The organism is Paraburkholderia ultramafica (assembly GCF_902859915.1).
In the GTDB taxonomy this organism is placed as follows: Bacteria; Pseudomonadota; Gammaproteobacteria; order Burkholderiales; family Burkholderiaceae; genus Paraburkholderia; species Paraburkholderia ultramafica.
This window is the reverse complement of the sequence record NZ_CADIKK010000025.1, coordinates 90250-114807: the sequence shown is the minus strand read 5'-3', so window position 1 is coordinate 114807 and position 24558 is coordinate 90250. Positions and strand designations below refer to the sequence as shown.

The window sequence follows — 24558 nt, the reverse complement described above, 5'->3', positions numbered from 1 at the left end:
GCCCTCGGGCGGCGCGATCGTGATCGACCACACCGAAGCGCTGGTCGCGATCGACGTGAACTCGGCGCGCGCCACCAAGGGTGCGGACATCGAGGAAACGGCCGCGCGCACTGCCTCGGCCGCCGCCGCCGCCGCGCCGGCAGCGCCGACCGCGCCGTTCTCGGTCGATTCGTCGAAGATCAATTCGGGCGACACCGCCTGGATGCTGACCTCCACCGCGCTCGTGCTGTTCATGACGATCCCGGGACTGGCGCTGTTCTACGGCGGCATGGTCCGCAAGAAGAGTGTGCTCGCGATCCTGATGCAGAGCTTCGCGATCACCTGCCTCGTGACGATCGTCTGGATCGTGGTGGGCTACAGCATCGCCTTCACGCCAGGCGGCTCGTTCATCGGCGGCTTCTCGCGCGTCTTCATGGCGGGCATGAACTACATCAAGGGCGACAAGGCCATCACATTGACCGTCAGCCATCTGGCCCCGACGATCCCGGAAACGGTCTACTGCGTCTATCAGATGACCTTCGCGATCATCACCCCGGCGCTGATCACCGGCGCGTTTGCCGACCGCATGAAGTTTTCGGCGATGCTGGTGTTCATGACGCTGTGGTCGATCATCGTCTACTCGCCGATCGCTCACATGGTCTGGGAACCGACCGGCTGGCTGGCTAGCGCGGGCATCCTCGACTTCGCGGGCGGCACGGTGGTGCACATCAACGCCGGTATCGCGGCGCTGGTCTGCGCTCTGGTGCTCGGCAAGCGCGTCGGCTACGGCAAGGAAGCGATGGCGCCGCACAACCTGACGCTCACGCTGATCGGCGGCGCGATGCTGTGGGTGGGCTGGTTCGGCTTCAACGCGGGTTCGGCGGTGGCGGCTGACGGCCGTGCCGGTTTCGCGATGTTCGCCACGCAAGTGGCGACCGCAGCGGCAGCGCTCGCCTGGATGTTCGCTGAATGGGCGGCCAAGGGTAAGCCGTCGGTGCTCGGTATCGTGTCGGGCGCGGTCGCGGGTCTGGTGGCGATCACGCCGGCTTCGGGCTTCGTCGGTACGCTCGGCGCGCTGGTGATCGGTATCGTGGCCGGCGTGGTCTGCTTCTGGTCGGCCACATGGCTCAAGCACAAGCTCGGTTACGACGATTCGCTCGACGCGTTCGGCGTGCACTGCATCGGCGGTATCGTGGGTGCGCTGCTGACCGGCGTGTTCGCGGTCAAGGATATCGGCGGCGCGGACGGCAGCGTGATCCTGCAAGCCAAGGGCGTGCTGACGACGCTGATCTACAGCGGCGTGGTGAGCTTTGTGCTGCTAAAGATCATCGACATGGTGATGGGCATCCGCGTAACGGAAGAGGAGGAACGCGAAGGTCTGGACGTGAGCCTGCACGGCGAACACGTCGAATAACGCATCGACCACGCATGCTCTGCGAGCCCGCGCTCGCGGGCTCGATGGATCACGATCAAGCGCAGCGATTTGGCCCGCCTTCATGGCGGGCTTTTTCTTGCAGCCTCTCTTGTGACCGGTAGATTTCCCCGCCTATCATGGCAATAGCGAGATTGCATTCGCGTCCGCTTGCGTATGGAGAAACCGTCCCCAAATGGACAAAGCATTTGCTCTACAATCTTTTTTCTCCAGTCTGCGAGTGATCAATGGTTCCGCACCTAGTTACGGCGTTAAACGGCCCGCTGCTCGATCTTGAGCGGAAGATCCTCGACGCCACACCCGCCATCGAACGCTGGTTCCGGCTCGAATGGCAGGAGCACACGCCGCCGTTCTACTGTTCCGTCGATCTGCGTAACGCGGGTTTCAAGCTCGCGCCGGTCGACACCAATCTGTTCCCCGGCGCATTCAACAATCTGCCGCAGGAAGTGCTGCCGCTCGCCGTGCAGGCCGCGATGGCGTCGATCGAGAAGATCTGCCCGGACGCCAAGAATCTGCTGGTGATTCCCGAGCGCCACACGCGTAACGCGTTTTACCTCGAAAATGTCGCCCGTCTGGCTGCGATCATGCGTCAGGCCGGCTTGAACGTGCGTTTCGGCACGCTCGACGAAAGCATCAACGGGCCGGTCACGATCGCGCTGTCCGATGGCCAGAAGCTCGTGCTCGAACCGCTCGAGCGTTCGCAGCGGCGGCTCGGCCTGAAGAATTTCGACCCATGCTCGATTCTGCTGAACAACGACCTGTCCGGCGGCATTCCGCCCGTGCTCGAAAATCTGCACGAGCAGTATCTGCTGCCGCCGCTGCATGCCGGCTGGGCCGTTCGCCGTAAATCGACGCATTTCTCCTGTTATGACGACGTCGCGAAGAAGTTCGCGAAGATGGTCGAAATCGATCCGTGGATGATCAATCCGTACTTCGCGCACGTCGAAGGCGTCGATTTCCAGGAGCGTACCGGCGAGCAAGCGCTGGCCGATGCGATCGACGGTGTCCTCAAAAAGATCGCCAAGAAGTATCGCGAGTACGGGATCTCCGAGAAACCGTATGTCGTCATCAAGTCGGATGCGGGCACCTATGGCATGGGTGTGATGACCGTGCACGACGCGTCGGAAGTGGCGGCGCTCACCAAGCGCGAACGCGCGAAGATGGCGACCACCAAAGACGGCCTCGAAGTGCACGACGTGATCGTGCAGGAAGGCGTGTACACGTTCGAGCGCATCGGCGAAGAGGTCGCGGAGCCGGTCGTCTACATGATCGACCGCTATGTGGTGGGCGGCTTCTACCGCGTGCACGGCAGCCGCGAGCGCGACCAGAATCTGAACGCACCCGGCATGCACTTCGTGCCGCTCGGCTTCGAGCACACGGCGCTGCCGGACGCGCACGCGAAGCCCGGCGCGGCGCCGCCGAACCGCTTCTACATGTATGGCGTGGTGGCGCGGCTCGGACTGCTGGCCGCATCGGTCGAACTGGAAAAGACCGATCCGGAAGCGATCCAGGTCTAAGCCACCCAGGGTGGTCGATGGCGGCATGCGTGCCGCCATCGCCATTTTCAACGACTATATTTACGATCAATGCCAAGCCCGTCAGGGCGCACCGGAATCTTCATGAACATTCTTTTCATCGCCGATCCGCTCAGCCAATTCAAGATCTACAAAGATTCGACTTACTCGATGATGGCCGAAGCGGCGCGCCGTGGTCACGTGGTGTACACCTGCGAGCCAAAGCATCTGGCGTGGACGGGCGGCGACGTCGAGGCGAACGTGCAGCGTTTTGCGATCGTCGGCGACGTGACCGATCTGCATCGCGACGCCTGGTACGCCGCGGAACCCGCCGCGCCGCGCACGCTGAAGAGCTTCAGCGCAGTGGTGATGCGCAAAGACCCGCCGTTCGACATGGAATATGTGACGTCGACGTGGCTGCTCGAAATAGCCGAGCGCGGCGGCGCGCGCGTCTTCAACAAGCCGCAGGCGATTCGCGACCATTCGGAAAAGCTGGCGATCGGCGAGTTCGCGCAGTTCGTCGCGCCCACGCTGGTCACGCGCGACGCGACCCGCCTGCGCGCGTTCCATGAGCAACACGGCGACGTGATCCTCAAGCCGCTCGACGGCATGGGCGGCATGGGCGTGTTTCGCGTGAAGGCCAACGGCATGAACCTCGGCTCGATCATCGAAATGTTGAGCCACGACGGCGCGCGTTCGGTGATGGCGCAAAAGTTCATCCCGGAGATCAAAGAGGGCGACAAGCGCATTTTGCTGATCGGCGGCGAAGCGGTGCCGTATTCGCTCGCGCGCATTCCGCAGGGTAATGAGGTGCGCGGCAACCTCGCGGCCGGCGGCCTCGGCGTGGCGCGCCCGCTCACCGACCATGATCGCAGGATCGCCGACACGCTCGCGCCGGTGCTCGCCGCGCGCGGGTTGCTGCTGGTCGGGCTGGATGCGATCGGCGACTGGCTGACCGAAGTCAACGTGACGAGCCCGACATGTTTCCGCGAGATCATGGATCAGACCGGCTTCGACGTAGCTGCGATGTTCATCGACGCACTGGAGCGCGCGGCGGCCTGACGTGCGCCCCTTGAATGCCCGCCATGGCGCCCAACCTGTGTAGTAAATCCGCATCAAGCGCAGCGCCGGCGTTGGCGCGAAAATGAGCCTGATACAATGCCCGCTCTTCCGCGCCAAGCAGGATCGATGTCGTCTGACAGGTGGCATCGGCACGGATTGCGGACGGTGAACGAGCAGTTTTCTCGCTGGCGCTGGCACGGCGTCATACGCCGCGAGCCGCTCGTCAAATGATGCGTTCCGGCTCTCATGACCCACGGCCGGTCGAGGGCGCTTACGAACCGGGCTTTGTCCCGGTCCACGGTTCGGGGCCGTTCTTATGCAGTAAGGCTGACATGGCAGGCATTCTGATCATTGCGCACGCTCCGTTCGCCACCGCGTTGCGCGATTGTATTTCGCACATCTACGGTGGCTTGCCGGCTCGCATCGGCGTGATCGACGTATCGCCGGATTGCGATCCCGTACAACAGGTCGAGTTTGCGAACTCGGAAATCGAGCGGCTCAAGGAAGAGAACGGCGCGCTCGTGCTCACGGACATGTTCGGCGCGACGCCCGCGAATATCGCGGGGCGGCTCGCCACGGTGCCGAATGTGCGCGTGCTGTGCGGCGTCAATTTGCCGATGCTGGTGCGCGCGGTCTGTTATCGCGCCACGCCGCTCGACACGCTGGTCGACAAGGCGCTCGCCGGCGCCACCAAGGGCGTGCATGCAATCGGACCCGCAATGCCGGCGCCCGTCGCCTGCGCGGCGGCTGGCAGCGAATGCTTGCCGGTTTTGCCGCCCGAAACGGCTCCCGGCGACTGTCTGCCCGCGTTGCCGCCTGACGCCGATCTGACCCAGAAGGCCGACTCGGCCGGTCTGTAAGCAGACCGGGCGTCGCCCAAAGCTTCAAACGCATTGCAACCGGTTTGCAGTTTCATCCTTCACAACCACACTTACCCGCGCTTCGGACCATCACATGCTGCAACAGGAAACGACTATTGTGAACAAGCTGGGGCTGCACGCGCGCGCGTCGGCCAAGTTGACGCAACTCGCGGGCAACTACCAGGCGGAAATCTGGATGAGCCGCAATGGCCGTCGTATCAACGCGAAGAGCATCATGGGCGTGATGATGCTGGCCGCGGGCATCGGCAGTACGGTGCTGATCGAAACTGAAGGCGCTGACGAAAAAGACGCGATGGACGCATTGCTGAAACTGATTGCCGATAAATTCGGTGAGGGTCAGTGAAGTAGCGCGTGCGCCTTGCGATGAGCACCCACGCCGCGGCTGTCCGCGGCGTTTTTTTTAGCGCGCGACAATGGGCCGATAAAAACTCGGGAGAGCGAGTGAGCCGGTTTTTCGCACTGGCGCGTATGCGCGATTCATGTCGCCGTCACGCAGGCGTGCTGAAGGCGCATTGTCGTGTTGATTACGATAATTCGTGCTGCGCTGCACACAGCCCTGAAGTACCCGCAAAGGGCGCGGAATTTATAATGACGAACAGAGTCTGAGAGCATTGCAGCGGTTTGCCGCGGCATCACACAACTAGAGGAGGTGCGCGTGTCCTTCACGCTGCATGGAATTCCCGTGTCACGCGGTATCGCCATCGGGCGGGCCTATCTGATCGCCCCGGCAGCACTTGACGTAGACCACTATCTGATCGAACCCGCCCAGATCGAAGGGGAGGTCGAGCGTTTTCGCGCGGCCCAGCAACACGTGCATCATGAGCTCGACGCGCTGCGCGCCGATCTCGCGGCGGATGCGCCCAGCGAAATGGGCGCGTTCATCAACGTTCATTCAATGATCCTGAACGATCCGATGCTCGTGCAGGAGGCCATCGACCTGATCCGCACGCGCCGCTACAACGTGGAATGGGCGCTGACCGAACAACTCGAGCGTCTGTCGCGCCATTTCGACGATATCGAAGACGAGTACCTGCGTGAGCGCAAAGCCGACATCGAGCAGGTGGTGGAGCGGGTGCTGAAGGCGCTCGCGGGCGCGTCGGCGACGCTGGTGGATGGCGTGCATGGCGCGTGCGACGAGATGATCGTGGTCGCGCACGACATCGCGCCGGCCGACATGATGCAGTTCAAGACGCAGACGTTTCAGGGTTTCGTCACGGATCTCGGCGGCCGCACGTCGCATACGGCGATTGTCGCGCGCAGCCTGGGCATTCCGGCCGCGGTCGGCGTGCAGCACGCGAGCGCGTTGATCCGTCAGGACGATCTGATCATTGTCGACGGCGATCACGGCATCGTGATCGTCGATCCCGCGCCGATCGTGCTGGAGGAGTACTCGTACCGTCAAAGCGAAAAGGAACTGGAGCAGCGCAAGCTGCAGCGGCTCAAATTCTCGCCGACGCAAACGCTGTGCGGCACCCGCATCGAACTGTGCGCGAACATCGAACTGCCGGAAGACGCGCACGCGGCGATCAACTCGGGTGCGACCGGCGTGGGCCTCTTCCGCACCGAGTTCCTGTTCATGAATCACAAGGACCGCATGCCGGAGGAGGAAGAGCAGTTCAGCGCATACCGTCGGGCGGTCGAGTTGATGAATGGCCTGCCGGTGACGATCCGCACCATCGATGTCGGCGCCGACAAGCCGCTCGATTCGATGAGCGGCGGCGACGGCTACGAAACCGCCCCGAATCCCGCGTTGGGACTCAGAGCGATTCGCTGGAGCCTGTCGGAGCCGCAAATGTTCCTGACGCAATTGCGCGCGATTCTGCGCGCGTCGGCGTTCGGCATGGTGAAAATTCTGATTCCGATGCTCGCGCATGCGCAGGAGATCGACCAGACGCTCGATCTGATTCGCGAAGCCAAGCGTCAACTGGACGACGCGGGCATCGCCTACGATCCGAACGTGCAGGTCGGCGCGATGATCGAAATCCCGGCGGCCGCTATCGCATTGCCGCTGTTCCTGAAGCGGCTCGATTTCCTGTCGATCGGCACCAACGATCTGATCCAGTACACTCTGGCGATCGATCGCGCGGACAACTCGGTGGCGCACCTGTACGACCCGCTGCATCCGGCGGTGCTGCATCTGATCGCCTTCACGCTGCGCGAGGCGAAGCGCGCCGGTGTGCCGGTGTCGGTGTGCGGTGAGATGGCGGGAGATCCGGCGTTGACGCGTCTGTTGCTCGGCATGGGCCTCACCGAGTTTTCGATGCACCCGAGCCAACTGCTGGAGGTCAAGCAGGAGGTGCTGCGCTCGCATCTGAAGACGCTGGAGAAGCCGGTGGCCGATGTGCTGGCTTCGTTCGAACCGGAGGAAGTGCAGGCTGCGCTCAAGCGGGTCGCGCAGGTCTGAAGCGCGAGGTTGGTTGCACCGCATGGAAAACGCCGCACAATGTGCGGCGTTTTCCATTCAGCGTTCCGTACGCGCAGGCATAGGCATCAAGGTCGTTGCGCTTGCCCGCACACCGGGCAATCCGGCTGACGCCCAACGCGCATCGTGTTCCATTCCATCCGCAGCGAATCGAGCATCATCAGACGGCCCAGCAGCGGCGTGCCGATTGGCCCGATCACCTTGAGCGCTTCAGCGGCCTGCATCGAGCCGATGATGCCGACCGTCGGCGCGAACACGCCCATGGTCGCGCACGCGACTTCCTCGAATGGCTGGTCTTCGGGAAACACGCACGCATAGCAGGGCGATGCTTCATCGCGAAAGTCGAACGTGCTGATCTGGCCGTCGAAGCGCAATGCCGCGCCCGACACCAGCGGCACGCGATGCTTCACGCAGGCGCGGTTGATCGCGTGGCGCGTCGCGAAGTTATCGGTGCAGTCGAGCACGACGGTGGCATGCGGCACTTCGCGATCGAGCCACGCATCGTCGACGCGCTCGGCCACCGCGTTCACCACCACCTCGGGATTGAGCCGCGCGATCGCGTCGCGCCCGGACTCCACCTTCTTGCGCCCGACCGATGCGCTCACATGCAGGATCTGCCGCTGCAGATTGGTCAGGTCGACCGTATCGGCATCGACGAGCGTCAAACGGCCGACGCCGGCCGCCGCGAGGTACATGGCGGCGGGCGAACCCAAACCGCCCGCGCCGACGATGATCGCATGGGCGTCGATAAAGCGCTGCTGCGCCTCGATGCCGATTTCGTCGACGAGGATATGGCGGGAGTAGCGGAGGAGTTGATCGTCATTCATGGCGGGGCGCGTGAGTGTGTCGCGCAATGGGAGGCAGACCTGCGCTCCGCAGCGCGCGTTTCGTGGTTGTTATTTTAATCGCGCGAAGGGTGGGGCTCGTTGCGGGTCCTACCGCGAGTCTTCGCAGCATGATTCGCTGCGAAGACCCACCGGGGTTTGCTGCTTACTTGCTTTGCGTAGCCGGGGCCGCGGCGGGCGCCGAAGCCGCTCCCGATGCACCTGGAACCGGTTGCGTCGGCTTCACCGCGACCGGCGCGGACGCCGACGTGGCCGGCTTGCTCTGCGCGAGACGGCGCTCGGTCAGCGACTTCGATTCCTGCACCGTCTTGCCCTGGAGCTTGGCCAGCGCCTGTTGCAGCATGAAGTCGTCGGCCGAACCGAATTCCACCGGCTTGCGCTCACGATCCTTCTGACGCTGTTCCGGGGTCTTCTTGTCGTTCTGCTCTTCAAGCTGGCGCAACTGGTCCATGCGTTCCTGCTCGCGCTGCTCCGCTTCCTTCTTCTCGTTCGGGTCTTGCGTGTTCGCAAGGTGGTTCGAGTAATCGACTTCGCGGGTCACGAGCGCGTCGTCCGGATCGCCTTCCGCGTATTGATCGACCGCGATGTCAGGACGGATGCCCTTGTTCTGGATCGAACGGCCGCTCGGCGTGTAGTAGTACGCGGTGGTCAGACGCAGCGCGGTTTCCGCTGTCATGGGGCGCACGGTCTGCACCGAGCCCTTGCCGAAGGTGGTCTTGCCGACGATCAGCGCACGATGCTGATCCTGCAGCGCGCCCGCGACGATTTCCGAAGCCGATGCCGAGTACGCGTTGGTCAGCACGATCATCGGCACGGTCTTGAAGATCGCCGGGATGTCTTTCAGCGGATCGGTGTCGAAGGATTGCAGGCGGTAATTGTCGTACGTGTCGCGATAGACCTGCTTCGAATCCGGAATCTGACCATTGGTCGACACCACCACCGAATTCGGCGGCAGGAACGCGCCGGCCACGCCGACCGCGCTTTGCAGCAGACCGCCGCCGTTGTTGCGCAGGTCGAGCACGAGACCCTTCAGGTTCGGCTCCTGACGCGCGATGTCTTGCAGCTTCGCGGCCAGATCAGGCGTGGTGCGTTCCTGGAAGCTGGTGACACGGACATACGCGAAGCCCGGCGCGATGACCTTGCCCTTGACCGACTGGACCTTGATGATCGCGCGCGTCACCGTGAGCGGGAACGTGCGGTCGTCGGACTTGCGGAAGATCGTGAGCGTAACCTTGGTGCCCGGCTCGCCACGCATCTGTTTGACCGCCTGGTCGAGCGTCATGCCGCGCACGGGTTTGTCGTTGATGCGCGTGATCAGGTCGCCCGGACGGATGCCGGCGCGAAACGCGGGGGTATCTTCGATCGGCGAAATCACCTTGATCAGGCCGTCTTCCGACGAAATTTCGATGCCCAGACCTGCGAAGCGACCCTTGGTCTGCTCCTGCAGTTCCTCGTAATCGGTCTTGTCGAGATACGACGAGTGCGGGTCGAGGCTCGACACCATGCCCTTGATTGCGGAGGTGAGGAGCTTTTTATCGTCGACCGGTTCGACGTATTCGTGCTTGATTTGCCCGAACACTTCGGCAAAGAGCCTGAGCTGGTCTAGCGGCAGCGGTGCGGCGGCGGCGCTAGCGGGTTGCTGGGCCGAGGCGGAGAGTTGCAGGGTGGCAAATGCACCGGTAGCAAGGCCCGCGGCAATCAGGCCGATATTTTTCAGGTTCTTTCGCATAGAGTCTGTTGCGGTCGGAAGCGCGTGGCAGCGTCGATTTGAGATTTGGACGGACAAGTATAACTGCACACCCGCCTGGTCAGGGGGGCGGTGCGGGCAATCGTGATTCGACAGTACGGACCGGACCTGGTTCGTAAGATAGGGCCCGCACTCGCCAAGTAATGTGCCGTAATACGCAGATGGCGACCAGAAAGACCCATTCGCACGAGGCCCGACGCGCTAGCCAGTACGTGGTGCCGGTCTGCGCGGGCCGTGGACCGCGGCTCTGCCGCATTGTTCAGCGCCAGGCCGCGGCCAGATGGCGGAATCAGCCCGCCTTGCCTTGTTTGGCGACCGCGGCTTGGGCCTTTGCGATCGCTTCCGGGTCGCCCAGATAATAGTGCTTGATCGGCTTCAGGTTCTCGTCGAGTTCATAGACGAGCGGCACGCCGTTCGGGATATTCAGGCCGACGATGTCGTCGTCCGAGATATTGTCGAGATATTTGACCAGCGCGCGGATCGAGTTGCCGTGCGCGGCGATCACGATCTTGCGGCCCGACTGGATGGCCGGCGCGATCGATTCGTTCCACAGCGGCAATACGCGAGCAACCGTGTCTTTGAGGCACTCGGTAAGCGGCAACTGTTCGCGCGGCACCTTGGCGTAACGCGGATCGCTGTACGGCGCGCGTTCGTCGGCCGACTCCAGCGCCGGGGGCGGCGTGTCGTAGCTGCGGCGCCAGACCAGCACCTGCTCGTCGCCGAACTTCGCGGCGGTTTCCGCCTTGTTCAGGCCCGACAGCGCGCCGTAGTGGCGTTCGTTCAGACGCCACGAGTGCACGACCGGCAGGTACATCAGGTCCATCTTGTCCTGCACGTGCCACAGCGTGCGGATCGCGCGCTTGAGCACCGACGTGTAGGCGATATCGAACGTGTAACCGGATTCCTTCAGCAGCAGGCCCGCTTGCTGCGCTTCACTATTGCCTTGTTCGGTGAGGTCGACGTCGACCCAGCCGGTGAAGCGGTTTTCCTTGTTCCACGTCGATTCGCCGTGGCGGATGAGAACGAGTTTGTACATGAGATTGCCGGTCGGTAGTAAGGAAGCGGTAAAGCGCTGCGAGGGTCCTCTAGAGGAGCGCCGCCATCGCGTCAGACGGTTATTTTATAATGGGTGCATTGCCCTTTTCGATTTCTCTCTTTTTCGGCGGATTTTCCGTGAAGTTTTTCACTGATTACACAAACCTTGTACTGATCGCGATCGTCCTCATCTCCGGTGGGTTGCTGCTGTGGCCGACGATCAGCCGGCGTGGCCGCGGCGGCCTGTCGGCCGCTGAAGCCACCCAACTGATCAACCGCCGCAATGCGGCGGTCATCGATCTTCGTTCGTCCGCCGACTTCGCCAAAGGGCACTTGCCCGCGGCACGGCACCTTGAATTCGCGGAGTTGCAGGCGAAGGTCGCGCAACTGGTGAAGAACAAGAGCAACCCGGTGCTGCTGGTGTGCCAGACCGGCCAGCAGTCGAACAAGGCAGCGCGTATCGTGCAGGATGCCGGATACGCGGAAGTCCACGTTCTCGAAGGCGGTGTCGACGCCTGGCAGAAAGCCGGAATGCCGGTTGTGAAACAAGGAGCAGCCAAGTGAACAAAGTGATCATGTACAGCACCCAGGTGTGTCCGTATTGCCAGATGGCCGAACGTCTTTTAAAGTCGCGCGGCGTCGAGCACGTTGAAAAGGTACTGATCGACAAAGACCCGGCCCGTCGTGAGGAGATGATGACCCGGACCGGCCGTCGCACGGTGCCGCAGGTGTTCATCGGCGAGACGCACGTCGGCGGGTACGATGATCTCTCCGCGCTGGATCGCGCGGGCGGTTTGACGCCGCTGCTCGACGCCGCCTGAATGCGCGCGCCTGTGGGCGCGTGAGCGGGCGGGTGAAACACAAGCCGGCGCATGCCTGTCCTGTCGGGGCGGGCGGCGCGCCGCAACGATCTGGCGGCCCATGGAGTCATGGGCCGCCACCATGCATACCTATCAGGGAATCACTCAATCATGTCCGACGAGAATAACCAGCCGTTCTTCAACATCCAGCGTATCTACCTGAAGGACATGTCGCTCGAGCAGCCGAATTCGCCGGGCATCTTCCTCGAGCAGGAAATGCCGTCGGTCGAAGTCGAAGTCGACGTAAAGGCCGAGCGCCTCGCCGACACCGTGTTCGAAATCCTCGTCACCGGCACCGTCACGGCCAAGGTGTCGGACAAGGTTGCGTTCCTGATCGAAGCCAAGCAAGCCGGCATCTTCGACATCCGCAACATCCCGGCCGAGCAGATCGATCCGCTGGTCGGCATCGCCTGCCCGACGATCCTGTTCCCGTACCTGCGCTCGAACATCGCCGACGCGATCACCCGCGCCGGCTTCCCGCCGATCCACCTCGCCGAAATCAACTTCCAGGCGCTGTACGAGCAACGTCTCGCGCAGATGGGCAGCCAGGAAGGCTCGGCGCAGAACGGCGTGACGCACTAACGTGTCGCAGGCGGTGCCGGCTATGAAGGTTGCTGTCCTCGGCGCCGGCGCGTGGGGCACGGCCCTCGCCGGCCATCTGGCCTTACGGCACGACACGGTGTTGTGGGCGCGCGAGCCCGCGCTCATTGCCGATCTTTCCTCTGCGCATGAAAACGCCCGCTATCTGGCGGGCGTTGCTTTGCCGCCGGCGCTTCGCTACGAAGCGGACCTGAGCGCGGCGCTCGACCACGCGCTCGCCGACGACGCTTTATGCGTCGTGGCGACACCCGTGGCCGGCCTGCGTGATCTGTTCCGGGCGATGCGCGACGCGGGCAAAGTGCCGGCGCACGTGGTGTGGTTGTGCAAGGGTTTCGAAGCCGATTCGCAGTTGCTGCCGCATCAGGTGGTCGCGGCTGAACTGCCGGCGCATCGCAGCAACGGCGTGCTGTCCGGTCCGAGCTTCGCGCGCGAAGTCGGGCAGGGCTTGCCGGTCGCACTGACGATCGCGAGCGCGTCGGCGGCATGTCGCGAGCACACGGTCGCCGCGTTCCATCACGGCGCGATGCGCATCTACACCGGTGACGACGTCGTCGGCGTGGAGGTGGGCGGCGCGGTGAAAAACGTGCTGGCCATCGCGACGGGCATTGCCGACGGTCTCGGGCTCGGTCTCAACGCACGTGCGGCGTTGATTACGCGCGGGCTGGCCGAAATGTCGCGCCTCGGCGTGACGCTCGGCGGACGGGCGGAAACGTTCACCGGCTTGACCGGCCTGGGCGATCTGATCCTGACCGCCACCGGCGATCTGTCGCGCAATCGCACGGTCGGCTTGCAACTCGCCGCGGGCCGTACACTCGACGACATTCTCGGCGGCCTCGGCCACGTGGCCGAAGGCGTCCGTTGTGCGCAAGCTGTCCTCGCGATTGCCCGCGCGCACGCGATCGAGATGCCGATCACGCAAGCGGTCTGCGCCGTGCTGTTCGACGGCGTAGCGCCTCGCGACGCCGTCAGCGCCCTGCTGCGGCGCGATTCCAAAGCTGAATAAGCGTTGTCTTTCAGCCGTTTAGCGCGAATCCGCGTTGAACGGCTGCCCTTTATCGCGGTCCACGTTTTCATCGACGCTTCGGATCAGCGAGGTTCCCATGCTCAGATTCAATGCTTGCACGCTGGAAGCGCGCGTGGTCGACATCACGACGCTCGCGGTGGATGCGATCGTCAACGCCGCGAATACGTCGCTGCTGGGCGGAGGCGGTGTGGACGGCGCGATTCATCGCGCGGCCGGCAAAGATTTGCTGCGCGAATGCGAAACGCTGGGCGGCTGCGCGACCGGCGACGCGAAGCTCACCGGCGGCTACCGCTTGCCGGCGAAGCATGTGATTCACGCGGTCGGCCCGGTTTGGCGGGGTGGGGCGCATGGCGAAGCCGAGCTGCTGGCCTCCTGCTATCGGCGCTCGCTGGAACTGGCGCACGACGCGCAGTGCAAGAGCATTGCGTTTCCCGCGATCAGTTGCGGCATCTACCATTTTCCCGTTGATGACGCGGTACGGATCGCACTCGCCACGGTGCTCGACACGTTGCCGCGTACGCCGCAGATCGAACAGGTGGTGTTCGCCTGTTTCGACGCCCCGATGTTCGCGCGCTACGAGGCCGAATTGAAGCGCCGTCAGGCGCCGCCGTCGAAGCCGGTCTGACGCCACGCTTCGAACACCACGATCGCGACGGTATTCGACAGATTCAGGCTGCGGTTGCCCGGGCGCATCGGCAGACGCACGCGCTGTTGATTGGCGAACTGGTCGAGCACCGAGTCGGGCAGGCCGCGCGTTTCGGCGCCGAACACGAACCAGTCGCCGGCTTGAAATGCGTGCTCGTGAAAGCGGCCTGAGCCGCGCGTAGTGAAGGCAAACATGCGTGCCGGGTCCGGCATTTCTTTAGCGACGAACGCGGCCCAATCGGCGTGCACGTTCATTTGCGCGTACTCGTGATAATCGAGGCCGGCGCGCCGCAATTTGGCGTCGTCGAGCGGAAAGCCGAGCGGCTCGATCAGATGCAGCCGGGCGCCGGTGTTGGCGCACAGGCGGATCACGTTGCCGGTGTTCGGCGGAATTTCCGGTTCTACGAGAACGACATTGAACATGGTGAGATCAGGTGGAGACTAGTTTTTCGGTGTGCGCAGGGCGACGAAGTTCGTGACCCGCCGCGCGCCGGCTGCCTTCAGCGTATGCGCGAGCGCTTCGAGCGTCGCGCCGGTCGTCATCACATCGTCGACCACGCCGACGTGCAGACCGCGCACCGCTTGCGCGACCCTGAATGCGCGGCCGACGTTCAGCCGGCGCGCATCGAGGTCGAGCCGCGACTGCGGCGCGGTGTGGATCACCCGCTGCAGCAAGCTTGCGTCGCTGCGCACATCAAGCGCGCGGGCCAACGGCCTGGCGATCTGCCATGCCTGGTTATAGCCGCGCTCAGCGAGACGTTGGCCGGCCAGCGGCACCGGCGCGATCACATCGGGCCAGTCGGATTCATCCTGCCAGGCGTCGTGCGCGAGCCGCGCGAGGCGTTGCGCAAACTCGCGCGCCAGCATCAGCCGCGCGCGGAATTTCAGGCCGACTGCCAGCGTGTCGAGCGGTGCGCGGTAGTCGGCGAGGGCGAAGGTCGCGTCGAACGGAGGCGGTTCGGCGATGCAGTCCGCACAGCGATAGCGCGCGTGACTCGCCCATCGGGTTGCCGGCAAAGGGACCGCGCACACGGTGCAGCGCAACCGGCTCTCGTTCCAGTAGGCTTCGCCGCAGCCGGCGCACAACGTCTTATGCGACAAATTGCCGCATAGTGCGCAGAGGTTCGGCAATGCCGCGTGCATCACGTGCGGCCATGCCAAATGCAAGCCGCATGTGAAACGCGCGAATCTGCCGGCTGAAAACGAAGAAAATGGTCGGAATGGCACGAGTGGGCGCCCGAGAGGGGCTTTCACGCTGAATGCGGGGAAGCGAACGAGTATACTTCGTGCTCTCCGCCAGCACGACACACATGTCCCCAACTCCCGCTCAATCAGGCCGTCCGGCCTATGATTCCCGGCGCCTCAGGCGTATTTTCGACCGTCGCGCCGCAACCTTCGGCGAGGTTGCGTTCCTGCCGCGCGAGATCGCGCAGCGCATGCGCGAGCGTCTCGATTACATCAAGGTCGCGCCGTCGAGCGTGCTCGACGCCGGCTGCGGTGCCGGCGAAGACATCCCCGCGCTGCGCGAGCGCTTCCCCGAGGCGCCGGTGTTTGGTTCCGATCTCTCGCACGGTATGCTGGCGCGCGCGCTGCATCACGATTCCGGCGACACCAGCTGGCGGCGCTTCCTGCCGGCTTCGCTCGGCAAGGCGCTCGGCGCTCGTGGCCCGCGGTTCGCGCAAGCCGATTTCTCGGCGCTGCCGTTCGCGTCCGGCGCCTTCGAATTCATCTGGTCCAACCTCGCGCTGCACTGGCACTCGCGGCCTGACCTCGTGTTCCCCGAGTGGCAGCGGGTGCTGAGGGTCAACGGTCTGCTGATGTTCAGCACGCTCGGCCCCGACACGCTCAAGGAATTGCGCGGCGCCTATGCCGAGGTCGAGGCCGCGCACGGCGTGGCGTCGCGCAAGCATGTGATCGACTTTGTCGACATGCACGATCTCGGCGACATGCTGGTCGAAAGTGGCTTCGAAATCCCCGTGATGGACCAGGAGACGCTCACGATCACCTACAAGTCGCCGGAGTCGCTGCTCGCGGACGTGCGCCGCTGGGGCGCGTATCCGTTCGAGCGCGAAGCGTCGTCGAGCGCTGCCGCGCGCAGGCTGCACAAGGCTTTGCTGGCGGCCCTCGAAGCCCGCCGCCGGGCCGACGGCACGATCGCGCTGACCTTCGAGGTGATCTACGGACACGCATGGAAAGCCGTGCCGCGCACCACCGCCGAAGGACACGGCATCGTGCGAATCGAGGATATCGGACGAGGCTCGTCGAGGAATCGTTGAAGCGGTAAAGAGGGCATCTGTTATGTCTGAGATTTCCGCTTCAAAAGACCTGTAAAAGCTGCGTCAAAACGGCCCGGAGGCTTGTCACACCTGGCTTGCGGGCCAATCGGGGCTTGCTTGTGGATGCTATGGATCGCGCCTATAATGCGTCAGTTTGTCGCCCGGAGTTCCCACATTTGGGGCGACAGGCCCGAGGCGCAGGGCTGCAACATGAGGTGACGCGGTAGGGATTCGCGCGGCCGGAATCGATGGCCGCAAGGGATGGCCGAAGTCGGCGATTCGCGGGAGGCAGCGGTGGGCGCATCAGATCTGCTGGCGGATTCAGAACCAGTTCTCAAAGACTGGACCATGAAGCGCAACTGTTCGATGTCGCCGCGGCAGTTCGTATGTCTCTACGTGTCGCTTGCGTTGTTCTCGTTGGCAATTGCTTGCATGCCGGTTCTGGTCGGCGCCTGGCTGGTGTTGCCGTTCACCGGAATCGAATTGCTCGCGGTGGGCATCGCGTTTGCCGTCTATGCGCGTCATGCTGTCGATTACGAGCGCATCCGGCTGTTTCCGAACCGGTTGGTCATCGAGCAGGTCAGTGCCGAGCAGATCACGCAGTTTGAATTCAATCCGCGCTGGGTGCGGATCGAGCCGGGCGCAACGCCGCGTGACCAGATCAAACTGGTCTCGCGCGGCCAGACGATCATGATCGGGCAACATCTCGCGCAGGATCGGCGCGCGCAGTTCGCAGGCGAATTGCGTATGTGGCTCTCCCTCTGTTAGATGGGGCGGGACACGCGGCGTTCAAGGGGAGCGCGAGACAGGCTGCCAGCGGGGTCGAGGGTTTGAATGGAAAATTTGGGTAAGGAAGCTATGAAAACAATCAAGCGAGCGCTCATGAGCGTGCTGGCGATGAGCGGACTGCTTTTCGCCGGTGCCGCCCTGGCAGTGGGCGATGCTCCGGGCGGCCCTGCCGTCAACGCGATCAATCTCCAGCCGCCTGCAACGAGAATCGCCGAGGAGCTCTTCAGCCTCCACATGTTCATGCTGGCTCTTTGCACAGTGATCTTTGTCGGCGTGTTCGCCGTCATGTTCTATTCAATCTTTGCTCACCGCAAATCGAAGGGCCACAAAGCTGCGAATTTCCACGAAAGCACCACCGTCGAAATCATCTGGACGATCGTGCCGTTCGTGATCGTCGTGCTGATGGCGCTGCCCGCCACCCGCACCGTCGTCGCGATGAAGGACACCACCAACGCCGACCTCACCGTCAAGGTCACCGGCTACCAGTGGAAATGGGGCTACGACTACGTGAAGGGCCCGGGCGAGGGCATCAACTTCCTGTCCACGCTGGCTACGCCGCGGGCGGAAACTGAAGGCCGCAAACCGATTTCCACGCTGTATCTGCAGGAAGTCGACAATCCGCTGGTCGTCCCGGTCGACAAGAAAATCCGCATCATCACCACCGCGAACGACGTGGTCCACTCCTGGTATGTGCCGGCGTTTGGCGTGAAGCAGGATGCGATTCCGGGCTTCGTGCGCGACACGTGGTTCAAGGCTAACCGGGTCGGCACGTTTCGCGGCTTCTGTACCGAACTGTGCGGCAAGGAACACGCGTTCATGCCGGTGGTGGTCGAGGTGCTGTCCGCCGACGACTACGCAAAGTGGGTCGACGCGCAGAAGAAGAAAATGGCCGCCGGCCAGGACGATCCGAACAAGACCTACACGATGGCCGAGCTGATGGAGCGCGGCGGCAAGGTGTACGCGGCGAACTGCGCAGTCTGCCACCAGCCGACCGGCAAGGGCGCGGGCGCGTTCCCGGCGCTCGACGGCAGCAAGATCGCCAACGGCGCGATCGCCGAGCACGTCAGCCTGGTGCTGAAGGGCAAGAACGCGATGCCTTCGTGGGCGCCGACGTTGAACGACGTCGAAATCGCGTCGGTGGTCACGTACGAACGTAACTCGTGGGGCAACCACACAGGCGACATTCTCCAGCCGAAGCAGGTGACGGACGCCCGTAACGGCAAGCTGCCGGAAGGCGGCAACCATCTGGCCGACGCGGGCGCGGCTGCAAGCGGTGCGGCGGCGGCTTCGGGTGCAGAAGCTGCGGCGGCTGGTTCGGACAGCGCGGCGGCAGCGCCGGCCGCACTGCCGGCCAACATCTACTTCGATACCGGCAAGAGCACGCTGCCGGCCGACGCGCAAGCGGCGGTCGACGCAGCCGCAGCCTACGCGAAGGCGCATCCGGACGCGAAATTCACGCTGTCGGGCTTCACCGACGCCACGGGTTCTGCCGACCTCAACGCGAAGCTCGCGAAGAGTCGTGCCGAAGCCGTGCGCGACGCGCTGAAGGCAGCCGGCATTGCCGAAGACCACATCATTTTGAAGAAGCCGGAAACGATCACGGGCGGCACCGACGCGAAAGAAGCCCGGCGTGTCCAGATCAGCCCGGCTGCCTGACGTGTTCATGGTCAGCACCGCAGAATTCGCTTTAGGAGATTGTCATGTCTAGCATCGGACACGATGTAGTCGCGGGCCACGAGCACGTGCACGGCGACCATGCCCACGCAACGCCGCATGGCTGGCGCCGTTGGCTGTTCGCAACCAATCACAAGGACATCGGTACGCTGTACCTGATCTTCTCGTTCACCATGTTCCTCTCCGGGGGCGTGATGGCGCTGATGATCCGTGCCGAGCTGTTCGAGCCGGGCCTGCAGATCATGCGTCCCGAGTTCTTCAACCAGTTGACCACCATGCACGGCCTGATCATGGTGTTTGGCGCGATCATGCCGGCGTTCGTCGGTTTCGCGAACTGGATGGTGCCGCTGCAGATCGGCGCATCGGACATGGCTTTCGCGCGGATGAACAACTTCAGCTTCTGGCTGCTGCCGGTCGCGGCTGTCCTGCTGGTGGGTTCGTTCTTCGCTCCGGGCGGCGCGACCGCCGCGGGCTGGACGCTCTACGCGCCATTGTCCACGCAGATGGGCCCGGGCATGGACTTCGCGATTTTCGCGGTCCACCTGATGGGCGCTTCGTCGATCATGGGCGGCATCAACATCGTCGTGACGATCCTGAACATGCGCGCACCCGGCCTCACGCTGATGAAGATGCCGATGTTCGTCTGGACGTGGCTGATCACCGCGTACCTGCTGATCGCCGTGATGCCGGTGCTGGCAGGCGCGATCACCATGGTGCTGTTCGACCGCCACTTCGGCACGTCGTTCTTCAACGCGGCAGGCGGCGGCGACCCGGTGATGTACCAGCACATCTTCTGGTTCTTCGGGCACCCCGAGGTGTACATCATGATCTTGCCGGCGTTCGGGATCGTGTCGCAGGTGATCCCGGCGTTCTCGCGCAAGCCGCTGTTCGGCTATAGCTCGATGGTGTACGCAACCGCGTCGATCGCGATTCTGTCGTTCATGGTCTGGGCGCACCACATGTTCACGACCGGTATGCCGGTGACGGGGCAACTGTTCTTCATGTACGCGACGATGCTGATCGCCGTGCCGACCGGCGTGAAGGTATTCAACTGGGTCGCGACGATGTGGCGCGGTTCGCTCAGCTTCGAAACGCCGATGCTGTTCGCGGTCGGCTTCCTGCTGGTGTTCACGTTTGGCGGCCTGTCGGGTCTGATGCTGGCCATGGCGCCGCTCGACATCCAGTATCACGGTACCTATTTCGTGGTGGCGCACTTCCACTACGTGCTGGTGGCGGGCTCGCTGTTCGCACTGTTCTCCGGCTGGTACTACTGGTCGCCGAAGTGGACCGGCTGGATGTACAACGAAACGCGCGGCAAGATTCACTTCTGGGCGTCGATGTTTTTCTTCAACCTCGCGTTCCTGCCGATGCACTTCGTCGGTCTCGCAGGTATGCCGCGTCGTTACGCTGACTACCCGGCACAGTTCACTGACTGGAACCAGGTCATCTCGATCGGCGCGTTCGGCTTCGGTCTCGCGCAGGTCTACTTCCTGTTCGCGGTTGCGTTGCCGGCCTACCGTGGCGGCGGCGAGCACGAAGAAGCTGGCGACAAGCCGTGGGACGGCGCAACGGGCCTCGAATGGACCGTGCCGAGCCCGGCTCCGTTCCACACGTTCGAACACCCGCCGACCGTCGAGTAAGCGGTCAGCGGCGAGATGCCCGGTTCCGGCGGCGCGCTATGTCGCTACGTGGAACCGGGCCGCCGCCGGGCGGCGGCTGCCATCCGCCAGTCACGGAAAGTTTTCAGAAAGTCGAGCATGACGCGCAATCCACAGGAACGACGTACACCGCAACAGATCCGCGCGGGCAACAGGCGGATAGGTCTTGTGATGTTCGCCATCGCGGCGATCTTTTTCGCGAGCGTCATCATCAAGCAGTGTTGGTTCGCCTGAGGCAGCCGTAGCCGTTCAAGTCTGTTTGCAGGTTTGTTGAGGATTGAGATGTCGACGCAACCGCCGGCTCAAGCCGACCGCTCTTTCAACCGTTCGATGCTGATCAAGCTGTTCATCGTCGCGTTGATGATGTTCGGTTTCGGTTTCGCGCTGATCCCGATGTATCGCGCGATCTGCCAGATCACCGGGGTCAACAACCTCGTGCAGCGTGATGCCACGGCGCGCGAGGCGAAGAATACGCAGGTCGACATGAGCCGCACGATCTCGATCGAATTCGACGCGAACGCGCGCGGCCCGTTGGGTTTCAAGCCGCAGCAGCACAGCCTCGACGTGCATCCGGGCGCAGTGACAACAGTGATGTACGAGGTCAGCAACGAACAGGCGCGCACGATTCAGGCGCAAGCCATTCCGAGCTACGCGCCGAAGCAGGCCACCGAGTACTTCAAGAAGATCGAGTGTTTTTGCTTTACGCAGCAGACGTTGACGGCGAATCAGACCAGGCGGATGCCGGTGGTGTTCGTGGTCGACCCGAAGTTGCCGAAGGATGTGAAAACGATCACGTTGTCGTACACCTTCTTTGAATTGAGTACGCCGGCCGCGGCGACGGCCGGCAGCGCGGCGCCCACGGCCAACCCGGCGGCAAGCGCCGCCAATCCCGCCTGAAGGCGCGAGCCGCAGGCGAAGGAAGACGAGACAAGATGAGTGATAACGGCGGCAGTCCGCGCAAGAGCAGTTTTGGTCAGTCGATGCGCGCCGTGCTTTGGTCGTTTTTCGGCGTGCGCAAGCGCCGCGATCTGGAAGCGGATGCAACGCAGCTGAACCCGCTGCATGTGATCGCGGCCGCGCTAATCAGTGCGGCGATATTTATCGTCGTGTTGATCCTGATCGTGCGCGCCGTGGTGGGTTGAGACGTTCAGGTGTGCGAGCAGGGCGGGGCGACGCAGGGCCCACGAATTGGAGTGAAGCGGTGCGGTATCGACGCGCCGCCGAAGATACAGCCGGAGCTTCCGGAACAACTGGACTGAAGTGGAGAATCAAGAATGAGCGGTCAAAACGAGAGCCCGTACTATTTCGTACCGCATCCGTCGCGGCATCCGATCAGCGCCGCTGCCGGATTGCTGGTCATGCTCGGATCGCTTGCGGCCTGGATCAACGAACATGACTGGGCGCCGCTCGGCGTCGTCGCCGGTTTGTTGTGGCTGCTCTTTACGCTATGGCACTGGTTCGGCGACGCGATCGCCGAGTCGGAAGGCGGCATGTACGGCAAGAATGTCGACAAGTCGTACCGCTGGAGCATGAGCTGGTTCATCTTCTCCGAAGTGATGTTCTTCGGTGCGTTCTTCGGCGCGCTGTTCTATGCGCGTGAAATTGCGATGCATCAGCTCGGCAGTCTCGATTACAAGCTGATCTGGCCGGATTTCTCGGCGGTATGGCCGAACAACGGTCCGGCAGCGCTGGTGTCGACCTACAAGTCGATGCAGCCGTGGCCGGTGCCGACCATCAACACGGCGCTGCTGCTGTCCTCGGGCGCCACGCTGACGGTTTCGCACCACGCGCTGCGTGAGAATCATCGCAAGAAGGCGATCGTCTGGCTGGCGGCCACGCTCGTGCTGGGCGTCTGCTTCCTGTTCCTGCAGGGCTTCGAATACTTCCACGCGTACAACGAACTGAATCTGACGCTGGCGTCGGGCGTGTATGGTTCGACGTTCTTCCTGCTGACGGGCTTCCACGGTTTCCACGTGTTCCTCGGCGGCACGATGTTGGCGGTGGTGCTGGCGCGGCTGATTCGCGGCCACTTCACGGCGGAGCATCACTTCGCGTTCGAAGGCGCCGCCTGGTATTGGCACTTTGTGGACGTCGTGTGGCTCGGGCTGTACGTCGTCGTGTACTGGCTGTAACGCAGTCTGGCCTGCGCCGACCGGCTATCCGGAATGTGTGCGGGCCGTTCGCGCGACGTCCTTCGGGGCGGGGCGCACGAGCAGTATGCAGGCACACAAGCAGCGCCGCCCTCGACCCTGTCAGGGCGGCGTTTTGTTTGGCAGTGCGAGGATTGTTCCGCCGGACTCAACGCCCGTAAGGAATACCGGTCGACTGAATCCAACCCATCCAGTGTGCGAACAGGATGAACAGGAACAGCGAGATCGACAGGCCCACCCGCGTGGCGAGCGACCAGACCATCCGCTTGGTTTTGCCCTTGTCATGCATCATGAAATACAGCGCCGACACCATGCTGGCGATGATCAGGACGAAGGCGATGGGAACGAGAATGTGCATGGAACCAGCTGAAACCAGGAAGCGCAGAAGCAGGAGGTTTATTATCGCACCGCGCGCAGGCGTTTGCCGTGGGTTCCAGAGGGCGCCGCTAGCGGTGCTGGAGCACATCCAATGAAGATTCGCCTGATTCCCGCGCTGCTGATTCTGCTGGTGGTCGTCGTGACGGTGCGGCTCGGTTTCTGGCAGCGCGACCGCGCGCATCAGAAGGAAGCGCTCGAAGCGCACATCACGCAATTCGAAAACGCGCCCGCGCAGCCTGTGAGCGCCGCGCCGGTCGAACTGAAGGACATCGAATTTCATCGCGTGAAGGCGCGCGGCAGTTTCGTCGCGGACAAGATCGTGTACCTGGATAATCGGCCGTATAACGATCAGCCGGGCTTTTACGTCGTGATGCCTTTTAAGCTGGCTGACGGCGGCTACGTGCTGGTCAATCGCGGCTGGCTGCCGCGCAACATGAGCAGTCGCGAGACCATCGCGCCGTACACGACGCCGCAAGGCGAGATCGAGATCGAAGGGATCGCGCGGGCCGACGCGTCGCGCGCCTTCGAGCTGGGGCAGGGTGGCTCGGCTACGCACCAGCTGATCCGTCAGAATCTGGATACCGCCGCGTATGCAGCGGAAACCGGGCTGCCGCTGCAATCGTTCGTGATTCAGCAATTGAGCGACGACGGCGACAAACTGGTCCGCGATTGGCCTGCGCCGACCAGCGGCGTCGAGCGCAACTACGGCTACATGTTCCAGTGGTGGGGCATGGCAGCCGCGGCCTTGGTGTTCGGCCTGTATGCCGCGCGCCGCGCCGCGAGGAAACAGCACGCGCCCGGCGCGTAGTGGGAAAGAGCACGCGCGCCACGCGTGACGCAGCACATGCGGCTTGCCGGTCCGGCAAAGAACCGGCAAGCCGCGCAATCATTGAAAGAGGTCCTGTAGTGTCGACGCAATCTCCCCGTTCGCCGCAAGCCGGCAAACCCGCCGCTTCGAAACCGATGCCCGGTCAACCCAATGGCAAAGGTTCGTGGCAGCGCGGCCGCTGGATCCTGCTGCTGCTGGCGATCATCTGCGCTGCGCCTATCGCCGTGTCGTATTTCATGTACTACGTGGTCAAGCCGACCGGCGGCAGCACGAGCTACGGCACACTGGTCGACCCGCAACGGCCGATTCCCGACTCGCTCGTGGTCACGGGCGAGGACGGCAAGCCGCTCAAGTTCGCCACGCTGCGCGGCCACTGGCTGCTGATCTCGGTCGACAACAGCGCGTGCGACAAAGCGTGCGTCACGAAGCTCTACTTCATGCGGCAGATCCGCGCAGCCCAAGGCCCGGAACGCGAGCGCGTCGTGGAAGTGTGGCTGCGCACCGATACGGGCAAGGTCGCCGACGTGATACAAACCGCCTATCCCGACACCAACATGCTGATCGCCGATCCGGCGCAGGTGTCCGCATGGCTGCCCGCCGACACAGGCACCCAGGTTACCGACCACATCTACATGATCGATCCGAACGGCAATCTGATGATGCGTTTCCCGAAAGATCCGAACCCCAGCAAGATCAAGGGCGACGTGACCAAGCTGCTCAAATGGTCGAGCATCGGCTGAAGCCGCAACCAGGGTAAG

General features: G+C 63.3%; 27 protein-coding genes. 21 read left to right on the top strand and 6 right to left on the bottom strand.

The window, feature by feature from the left end:
• The first annotated feature begins 40 nt into the window (after positions 1-40).
• The 6 genes from HV744_RS24585 to ptsP all read left to right on the top strand — a co-directional run bounded on the left by HV744_RS24585 (position 41) and on the right by ptsP (position 7272).
• Positions 41-1393 (top strand): ammonium transporter, encoded by a 1353-nt coding sequence (locus tag HV744_RS24585; protein WP_246279179.1) that lies wholly within the window; start codon positions 41-43, stop codon positions 1391-1393.
• A gap of 245 nt (positions 1394-1638) precedes the next feature.
• Entirely contained in the window at positions 1639-2928 is a 1290-nt protein-coding gene (gene gshA, locus HV744_RS24580; protein WP_175151984.1) for a glutamate--cysteine ligase, read from the top strand.
• A 102-nt stretch (positions 2929-3030) separates the two neighbouring features.
• Positions 3031-3987: a glutathione synthase gene (gshB, locus tag HV744_RS24575; RefSeq protein ID WP_175151983.1), complete on the top strand. Its 957-nt coding sequence runs from the start codon at positions 3031-3033 to the stop codon at positions 3985-3987.
• Positions 3988-4319: 332 nt separating this feature from the next.
• On the top strand, positions 4320-4847 hold the full coding sequence (locus HV744_RS24570) for a PTS sugar transporter subunit IIA (protein WP_175151982.1): 528 nt from the start codon (positions 4320-4322) through the stop codon (positions 4845-4847).
• Positions 4848-4941: 94 nt separating this feature from the next.
• The gene (locus HV744_RS24565) at positions 4942-5211 is read left to right on the top strand and encodes an HPr family phosphocarrier protein (RefSeq protein ID WP_085482323.1); all 270 of its coding nucleotides are present in this window, start codon (positions 4942-4944) and stop codon (positions 5209-5211) included.
• Between the two features lie 312 nt (positions 5212-5523).
• The gene (gene ptsP, locus HV744_RS24560; protein WP_175151981.1) at positions 5524-7272 is read left to right on the top strand and encodes a phosphoenolpyruvate--protein phosphotransferase; all 1749 of its coding nucleotides are present in this window, start codon (positions 5524-5526) and stop codon (positions 7270-7272) included.
• A gap of 86 nt (positions 7273-7358) precedes the next feature.
• On the opposite strand, the gene HV744_RS24555 is transcribed toward ptsP, so the two are convergent.
• From HV744_RS24555 to gpmA, 3 genes are all read right to left on the bottom strand, one after another.
• A complete protein-coding gene (locus HV744_RS24555) occupies positions 7359-8117 on the bottom strand; it encodes a HesA/MoeB/ThiF family protein (RefSeq protein ID WP_175151980.1) in 759 nt (252 codons plus the stop codon).
• Positions 8118-8280: 163 nt separating this feature from the next.
• Positions 8281-9864 carry a S41 family peptidase gene (locus HV744_RS24550; protein WP_175151979.1) on the bottom strand — a complete coding sequence of 528 codons (1584 nt, stop codon included), beginning with the start codon at positions 9862-9864 and terminating at the stop codon, positions 8281-8283.
• Positions 9865-10171: 307 nt separating this feature from the next.
• Positions 10172-10918, bottom strand: a complete 747-nt coding sequence (gpmA, locus tag HV744_RS24545; RefSeq protein ID WP_175151978.1) for a 2,3-diphosphoglycerate-dependent phosphoglycerate mutase — start codon at positions 10916-10918, stop codon at positions 10172-10174.
• 137 nt (positions 10919-11055) lie between these two features.
• Here gpmA and HV744_RS24540 point away from each other — a divergent pair, with 137 nt between their 5' ends.
• From HV744_RS24540 to HV744_RS24520, 5 genes are all read left to right on the top strand, one after another.
• Entirely contained in the window at positions 11056-11481 is a 426-nt protein-coding gene (locus tag HV744_RS24540) for a rhodanese-like domain-containing protein (protein ID WP_149668531.1), read from the top strand.
• Entirely contained in the window at positions 11478-11738 is a 261-nt protein-coding gene (gene grxC, locus HV744_RS24535) for a glutaredoxin 3 (RefSeq protein ID WP_175151977.1), read from the top strand. The genes HV744_RS24540 and grxC overlap by 4 nt, the downstream gene beginning before the upstream one ends.
• 150 nt (positions 11739-11888) lie before the next feature.
• On the top strand, positions 11889-12359 hold the full coding sequence (secB, locus tag HV744_RS24530; protein WP_175151976.1) for a protein-export chaperone SecB: 471 nt from the start codon (positions 11889-11891) through the stop codon (positions 12357-12359).
• Between the two features lie 22 nt (positions 12360-12381).
• Positions 12382-13380, top strand: coding sequence for an NAD(P)H-dependent glycerol-3-phosphate dehydrogenase (locus HV744_RS24525; RefSeq protein ID WP_175151975.1), 999 nt, complete (start codon positions 12382-12384; stop codon positions 13378-13380).
• Between the two features lie 97 nt (positions 13381-13477).
• Positions 13478-14026 (top strand): O-acetyl-ADP-ribose deacetylase, encoded by a 549-nt coding sequence (locus HV744_RS24520; RefSeq protein ID WP_175151974.1) that lies wholly within the window; start codon positions 13478-13480, stop codon positions 14024-14026.
• On the opposite strand, the gene trmL is transcribed toward HV744_RS24520, so the two are convergent.
• Both trmL and HV744_RS24510 read right to left on the bottom strand, forming a co-directional pair.
• Positions 13999-14469 carry a tRNA (uridine(34)/cytosine(34)/5-carboxymethylaminomethyluridine(34)-2'-O)-methyltransferase TrmL gene (gene trmL / locus HV744_RS24515; RefSeq protein WP_175151973.1) on the bottom strand — a complete coding sequence of 157 codons (471 nt, stop codon included), beginning with the start codon at positions 14467-14469 and terminating at the stop codon, positions 13999-14001. The genes HV744_RS24520 and trmL overlap by 28 nt on opposite strands.
• A gap of 18 nt (positions 14470-14487) precedes the next feature.
• Positions 14488-15189 (bottom strand): ComF family protein, encoded by a 702-nt coding sequence (locus HV744_RS24510; RefSeq protein WP_175151991.1) that lies wholly within the window; start codon positions 15187-15189, stop codon positions 14488-14490.
• A 167-nt stretch (positions 15190-15356) separates the two neighbouring features.
• Between HV744_RS24510 and HV744_RS24505 the strand changes: the two genes are divergently transcribed.
• The 8 genes from HV744_RS24505 to HV744_RS24475 all read left to right on the top strand — a co-directional run bounded on the left by HV744_RS24505 (position 15357) and on the right by HV744_RS24475 (position 22575).
• The gene (locus tag HV744_RS24505; protein ID WP_175151972.1) at positions 15357-16322 is read left to right on the top strand and encodes a methyltransferase domain-containing protein; all 966 of its coding nucleotides are present in this window, start codon (positions 15357-15359) and stop codon (positions 16320-16322) included.
• A 294-nt stretch (positions 16323-16616) separates the two neighbouring features.
• A complete protein-coding gene (locus tag HV744_RS24500) occupies positions 16617-17090 on the top strand; it encodes a DUF2244 domain-containing protein (protein WP_175151971.1) in 474 nt (157 codons plus the stop codon).
• A 66-nt stretch (positions 17091-17156) separates the two neighbouring features.
• Complete coding sequence (gene coxB, locus HV744_RS24495) at positions 17157-18767, top strand: cytochrome c oxidase subunit II (RefSeq protein WP_175151970.1); 1611 nt, start codon at positions 17157-17159, stop codon at positions 18765-18767.
• Positions 18768-18811: 44 nt separating this feature from the next.
• A complete protein-coding gene (gene ctaD / locus HV744_RS24490) occupies positions 18812-20425 on the top strand; it encodes a cytochrome c oxidase subunit I (protein WP_175151969.1) in 1614 nt (537 codons plus the stop codon).
• 117 nt (positions 20426-20542) lie between these two features.
• Entirely contained in the window at positions 20543-20677 is a 135-nt protein-coding gene (locus HV744_RS36830) for a cytochrome oxidase small assembly protein (RefSeq protein WP_217469153.1), read from the top strand.
• A gap of 48 nt (positions 20678-20725) precedes the next feature.
• Positions 20726-21340 carry a cytochrome c oxidase assembly protein gene (locus tag HV744_RS24485; RefSeq protein WP_175151968.1) on the top strand — a complete coding sequence of 205 codons (615 nt, stop codon included), beginning with the start codon at positions 20726-20728 and terminating at the stop codon, positions 21338-21340.
• Between the two features lie 35 nt (positions 21341-21375).
• Positions 21376-21585 (top strand): DUF2970 domain-containing protein, encoded by a 210-nt coding sequence (locus tag HV744_RS24480; RefSeq protein ID WP_175151967.1) that lies wholly within the window; start codon positions 21376-21378, stop codon positions 21583-21585.
• A gap of 132 nt (positions 21586-21717) precedes the next feature.
• The gene (locus HV744_RS24475; protein ID WP_175151966.1) at positions 21718-22575 is read left to right on the top strand and encodes a cytochrome c oxidase subunit 3; all 858 of its coding nucleotides are present in this window, start codon (positions 21718-21720) and stop codon (positions 22573-22575) included.
• A 166-nt stretch (positions 22576-22741) separates the two neighbouring features.
• Here the strand turns inward: HV744_RS24475 and HV744_RS24470 are convergent, their stop codons facing one another.
• Positions 22742-22951 (bottom strand): twin transmembrane helix small protein, encoded by a 210-nt coding sequence (locus tag HV744_RS24470; RefSeq protein WP_007179452.1) that lies wholly within the window; start codon positions 22949-22951, stop codon positions 22742-22744.
• A 111-nt stretch (positions 22952-23062) separates the two neighbouring features.
• On the opposite strand from HV744_RS24470, the gene HV744_RS24465 reads away from it, so the two are divergent.
• Both HV744_RS24465 and HV744_RS24460 read left to right on the top strand, forming a co-directional pair.
• Complete coding sequence (locus HV744_RS24465; RefSeq protein WP_175151965.1) at positions 23063-23779, top strand: SURF1 family protein; 717 nt, start codon at positions 23063-23065, stop codon at positions 23777-23779.
• 98 nt (positions 23780-23877) lie between these two features.
• Positions 23878-24540 (top strand): SCO family protein, encoded by a 663-nt coding sequence (locus HV744_RS24460; RefSeq protein ID WP_175151964.1) that lies wholly within the window; start codon positions 23878-23880, stop codon positions 24538-24540.
• Positions 24541-24558 lie beyond the last annotated feature (18 nt).

Excerpts from the sequence above, each read along its gene's own strand:
- gshA (WP_175151984.1), top strand. The coding sequence starts at position 1,639 with ATGGTTCCGCACCTAGTTACGGCGTTAAACGGCCCGCTGCTCGATCTT.
- gshB (WP_175151983.1), top strand. The coding sequence starts at position 3,031 with ATGAACATTCTTTTCATCGCCGATCCGCTCAGCCAATTCAAGATCTAC.
- HV744_RS24570 (WP_175151982.1), top strand. The coding sequence starts at position 4,320 with ATGGCAGGCATTCTGATCATTGCGCACGCTCCGTTCGCCACCGCGTTG.
- HV744_RS24565 (WP_085482323.1), top strand. The coding sequence starts at position 4,942 with ATGCTGCAACAGGAAACGACTATTGTGAACAAGCTGGGGCTGCACGCG.
- HV744_RS24555 (WP_175151980.1), bottom strand. The coding sequence starts at position 8,117 with ATGAATGACGATCAACTCCTCCGCTACTCCCGCCATATCCTCGTCGAC.
- HV744_RS24550 (WP_175151979.1), bottom strand. The coding sequence starts at position 9,864 with ATGCGAAAGAACCTGAAAAATATCGGCCTGATTGCCGCGGGCCTTGCT.
- gpmA (WP_175151978.1), bottom strand. The coding sequence starts at position 10,918 with ATGTACAAACTCGTTCTCATCCGCCACGGCGAATCGACGTGGAACAAG.
- secB (WP_175151976.1), top strand. The coding sequence starts at position 11,889 with ATGTCCGACGAGAATAACCAGCCGTTCTTCAACATCCAGCGTATCTAC.
- HV744_RS24525 (WP_175151975.1), top strand. The coding sequence starts at position 12,382 with ATGAAGGTTGCTGTCCTCGGCGCCGGCGCGTGGGGCACGGCCCTCGCC.
- HV744_RS24520 (WP_175151974.1), top strand. The coding sequence starts at position 13,478 with ATGCTCAGATTCAATGCTTGCACGCTGGAAGCGCGCGTGGTCGACATC.
- trmL (WP_175151973.1), bottom strand. The coding sequence starts at position 14,469 with ATGTTCAATGTCGTTCTCGTAGAACCGGAAATTCCGCCGAACACCGGC.
- HV744_RS24510 (WP_175151991.1), bottom strand. The coding sequence starts at position 15,189 with ATGCACGCGGCATTGCCGAACCTCTGCGCACTATGCGGCAATTTGTCG.
- HV744_RS24505 (WP_175151972.1), top strand. The coding sequence starts at position 15,357 with ATGTCCCCAACTCCCGCTCAATCAGGCCGTCCGGCCTATGATTCCCGG.
- coxB (WP_175151970.1), top strand. The coding sequence starts at position 17,157 with ATGGAAAATTTGGGTAAGGAAGCTATGAAAACAATCAAGCGAGCGCTC.
- ctaD (WP_175151969.1), top strand. The coding sequence starts at position 18,812 with ATGTCTAGCATCGGACACGATGTAGTCGCGGGCCACGAGCACGTGCAC.
- HV744_RS36830 (WP_217469153.1), top strand. The coding sequence starts at position 20,543 with ATGACGCGCAATCCACAGGAACGACGTACACCGCAACAGATCCGCGCG.
- HV744_RS24485 (WP_175151968.1), top strand. The coding sequence starts at position 20,726 with ATGTCGACGCAACCGCCGGCTCAAGCCGACCGCTCTTTCAACCGTTCG.
- HV744_RS24480 (WP_175151967.1), top strand. The coding sequence starts at position 21,376 with ATGAGTGATAACGGCGGCAGTCCGCGCAAGAGCAGTTTTGGTCAGTCG.
- HV744_RS24475 (WP_175151966.1), top strand. The coding sequence starts at position 21,718 with ATGAGCGGTCAAAACGAGAGCCCGTACTATTTCGTACCGCATCCGTCG.
- HV744_RS24470 (WP_007179452.1), bottom strand. The coding sequence starts at position 22,951 with ATGCACATTCTCGTTCCCATCGCCTTCGTCCTGATCATCGCCAGCATG.
- HV744_RS24465 (WP_175151965.1), top strand. The coding sequence starts at position 23,063 with ATGAAGATTCGCCTGATTCCCGCGCTGCTGATTCTGCTGGTGGTCGTC.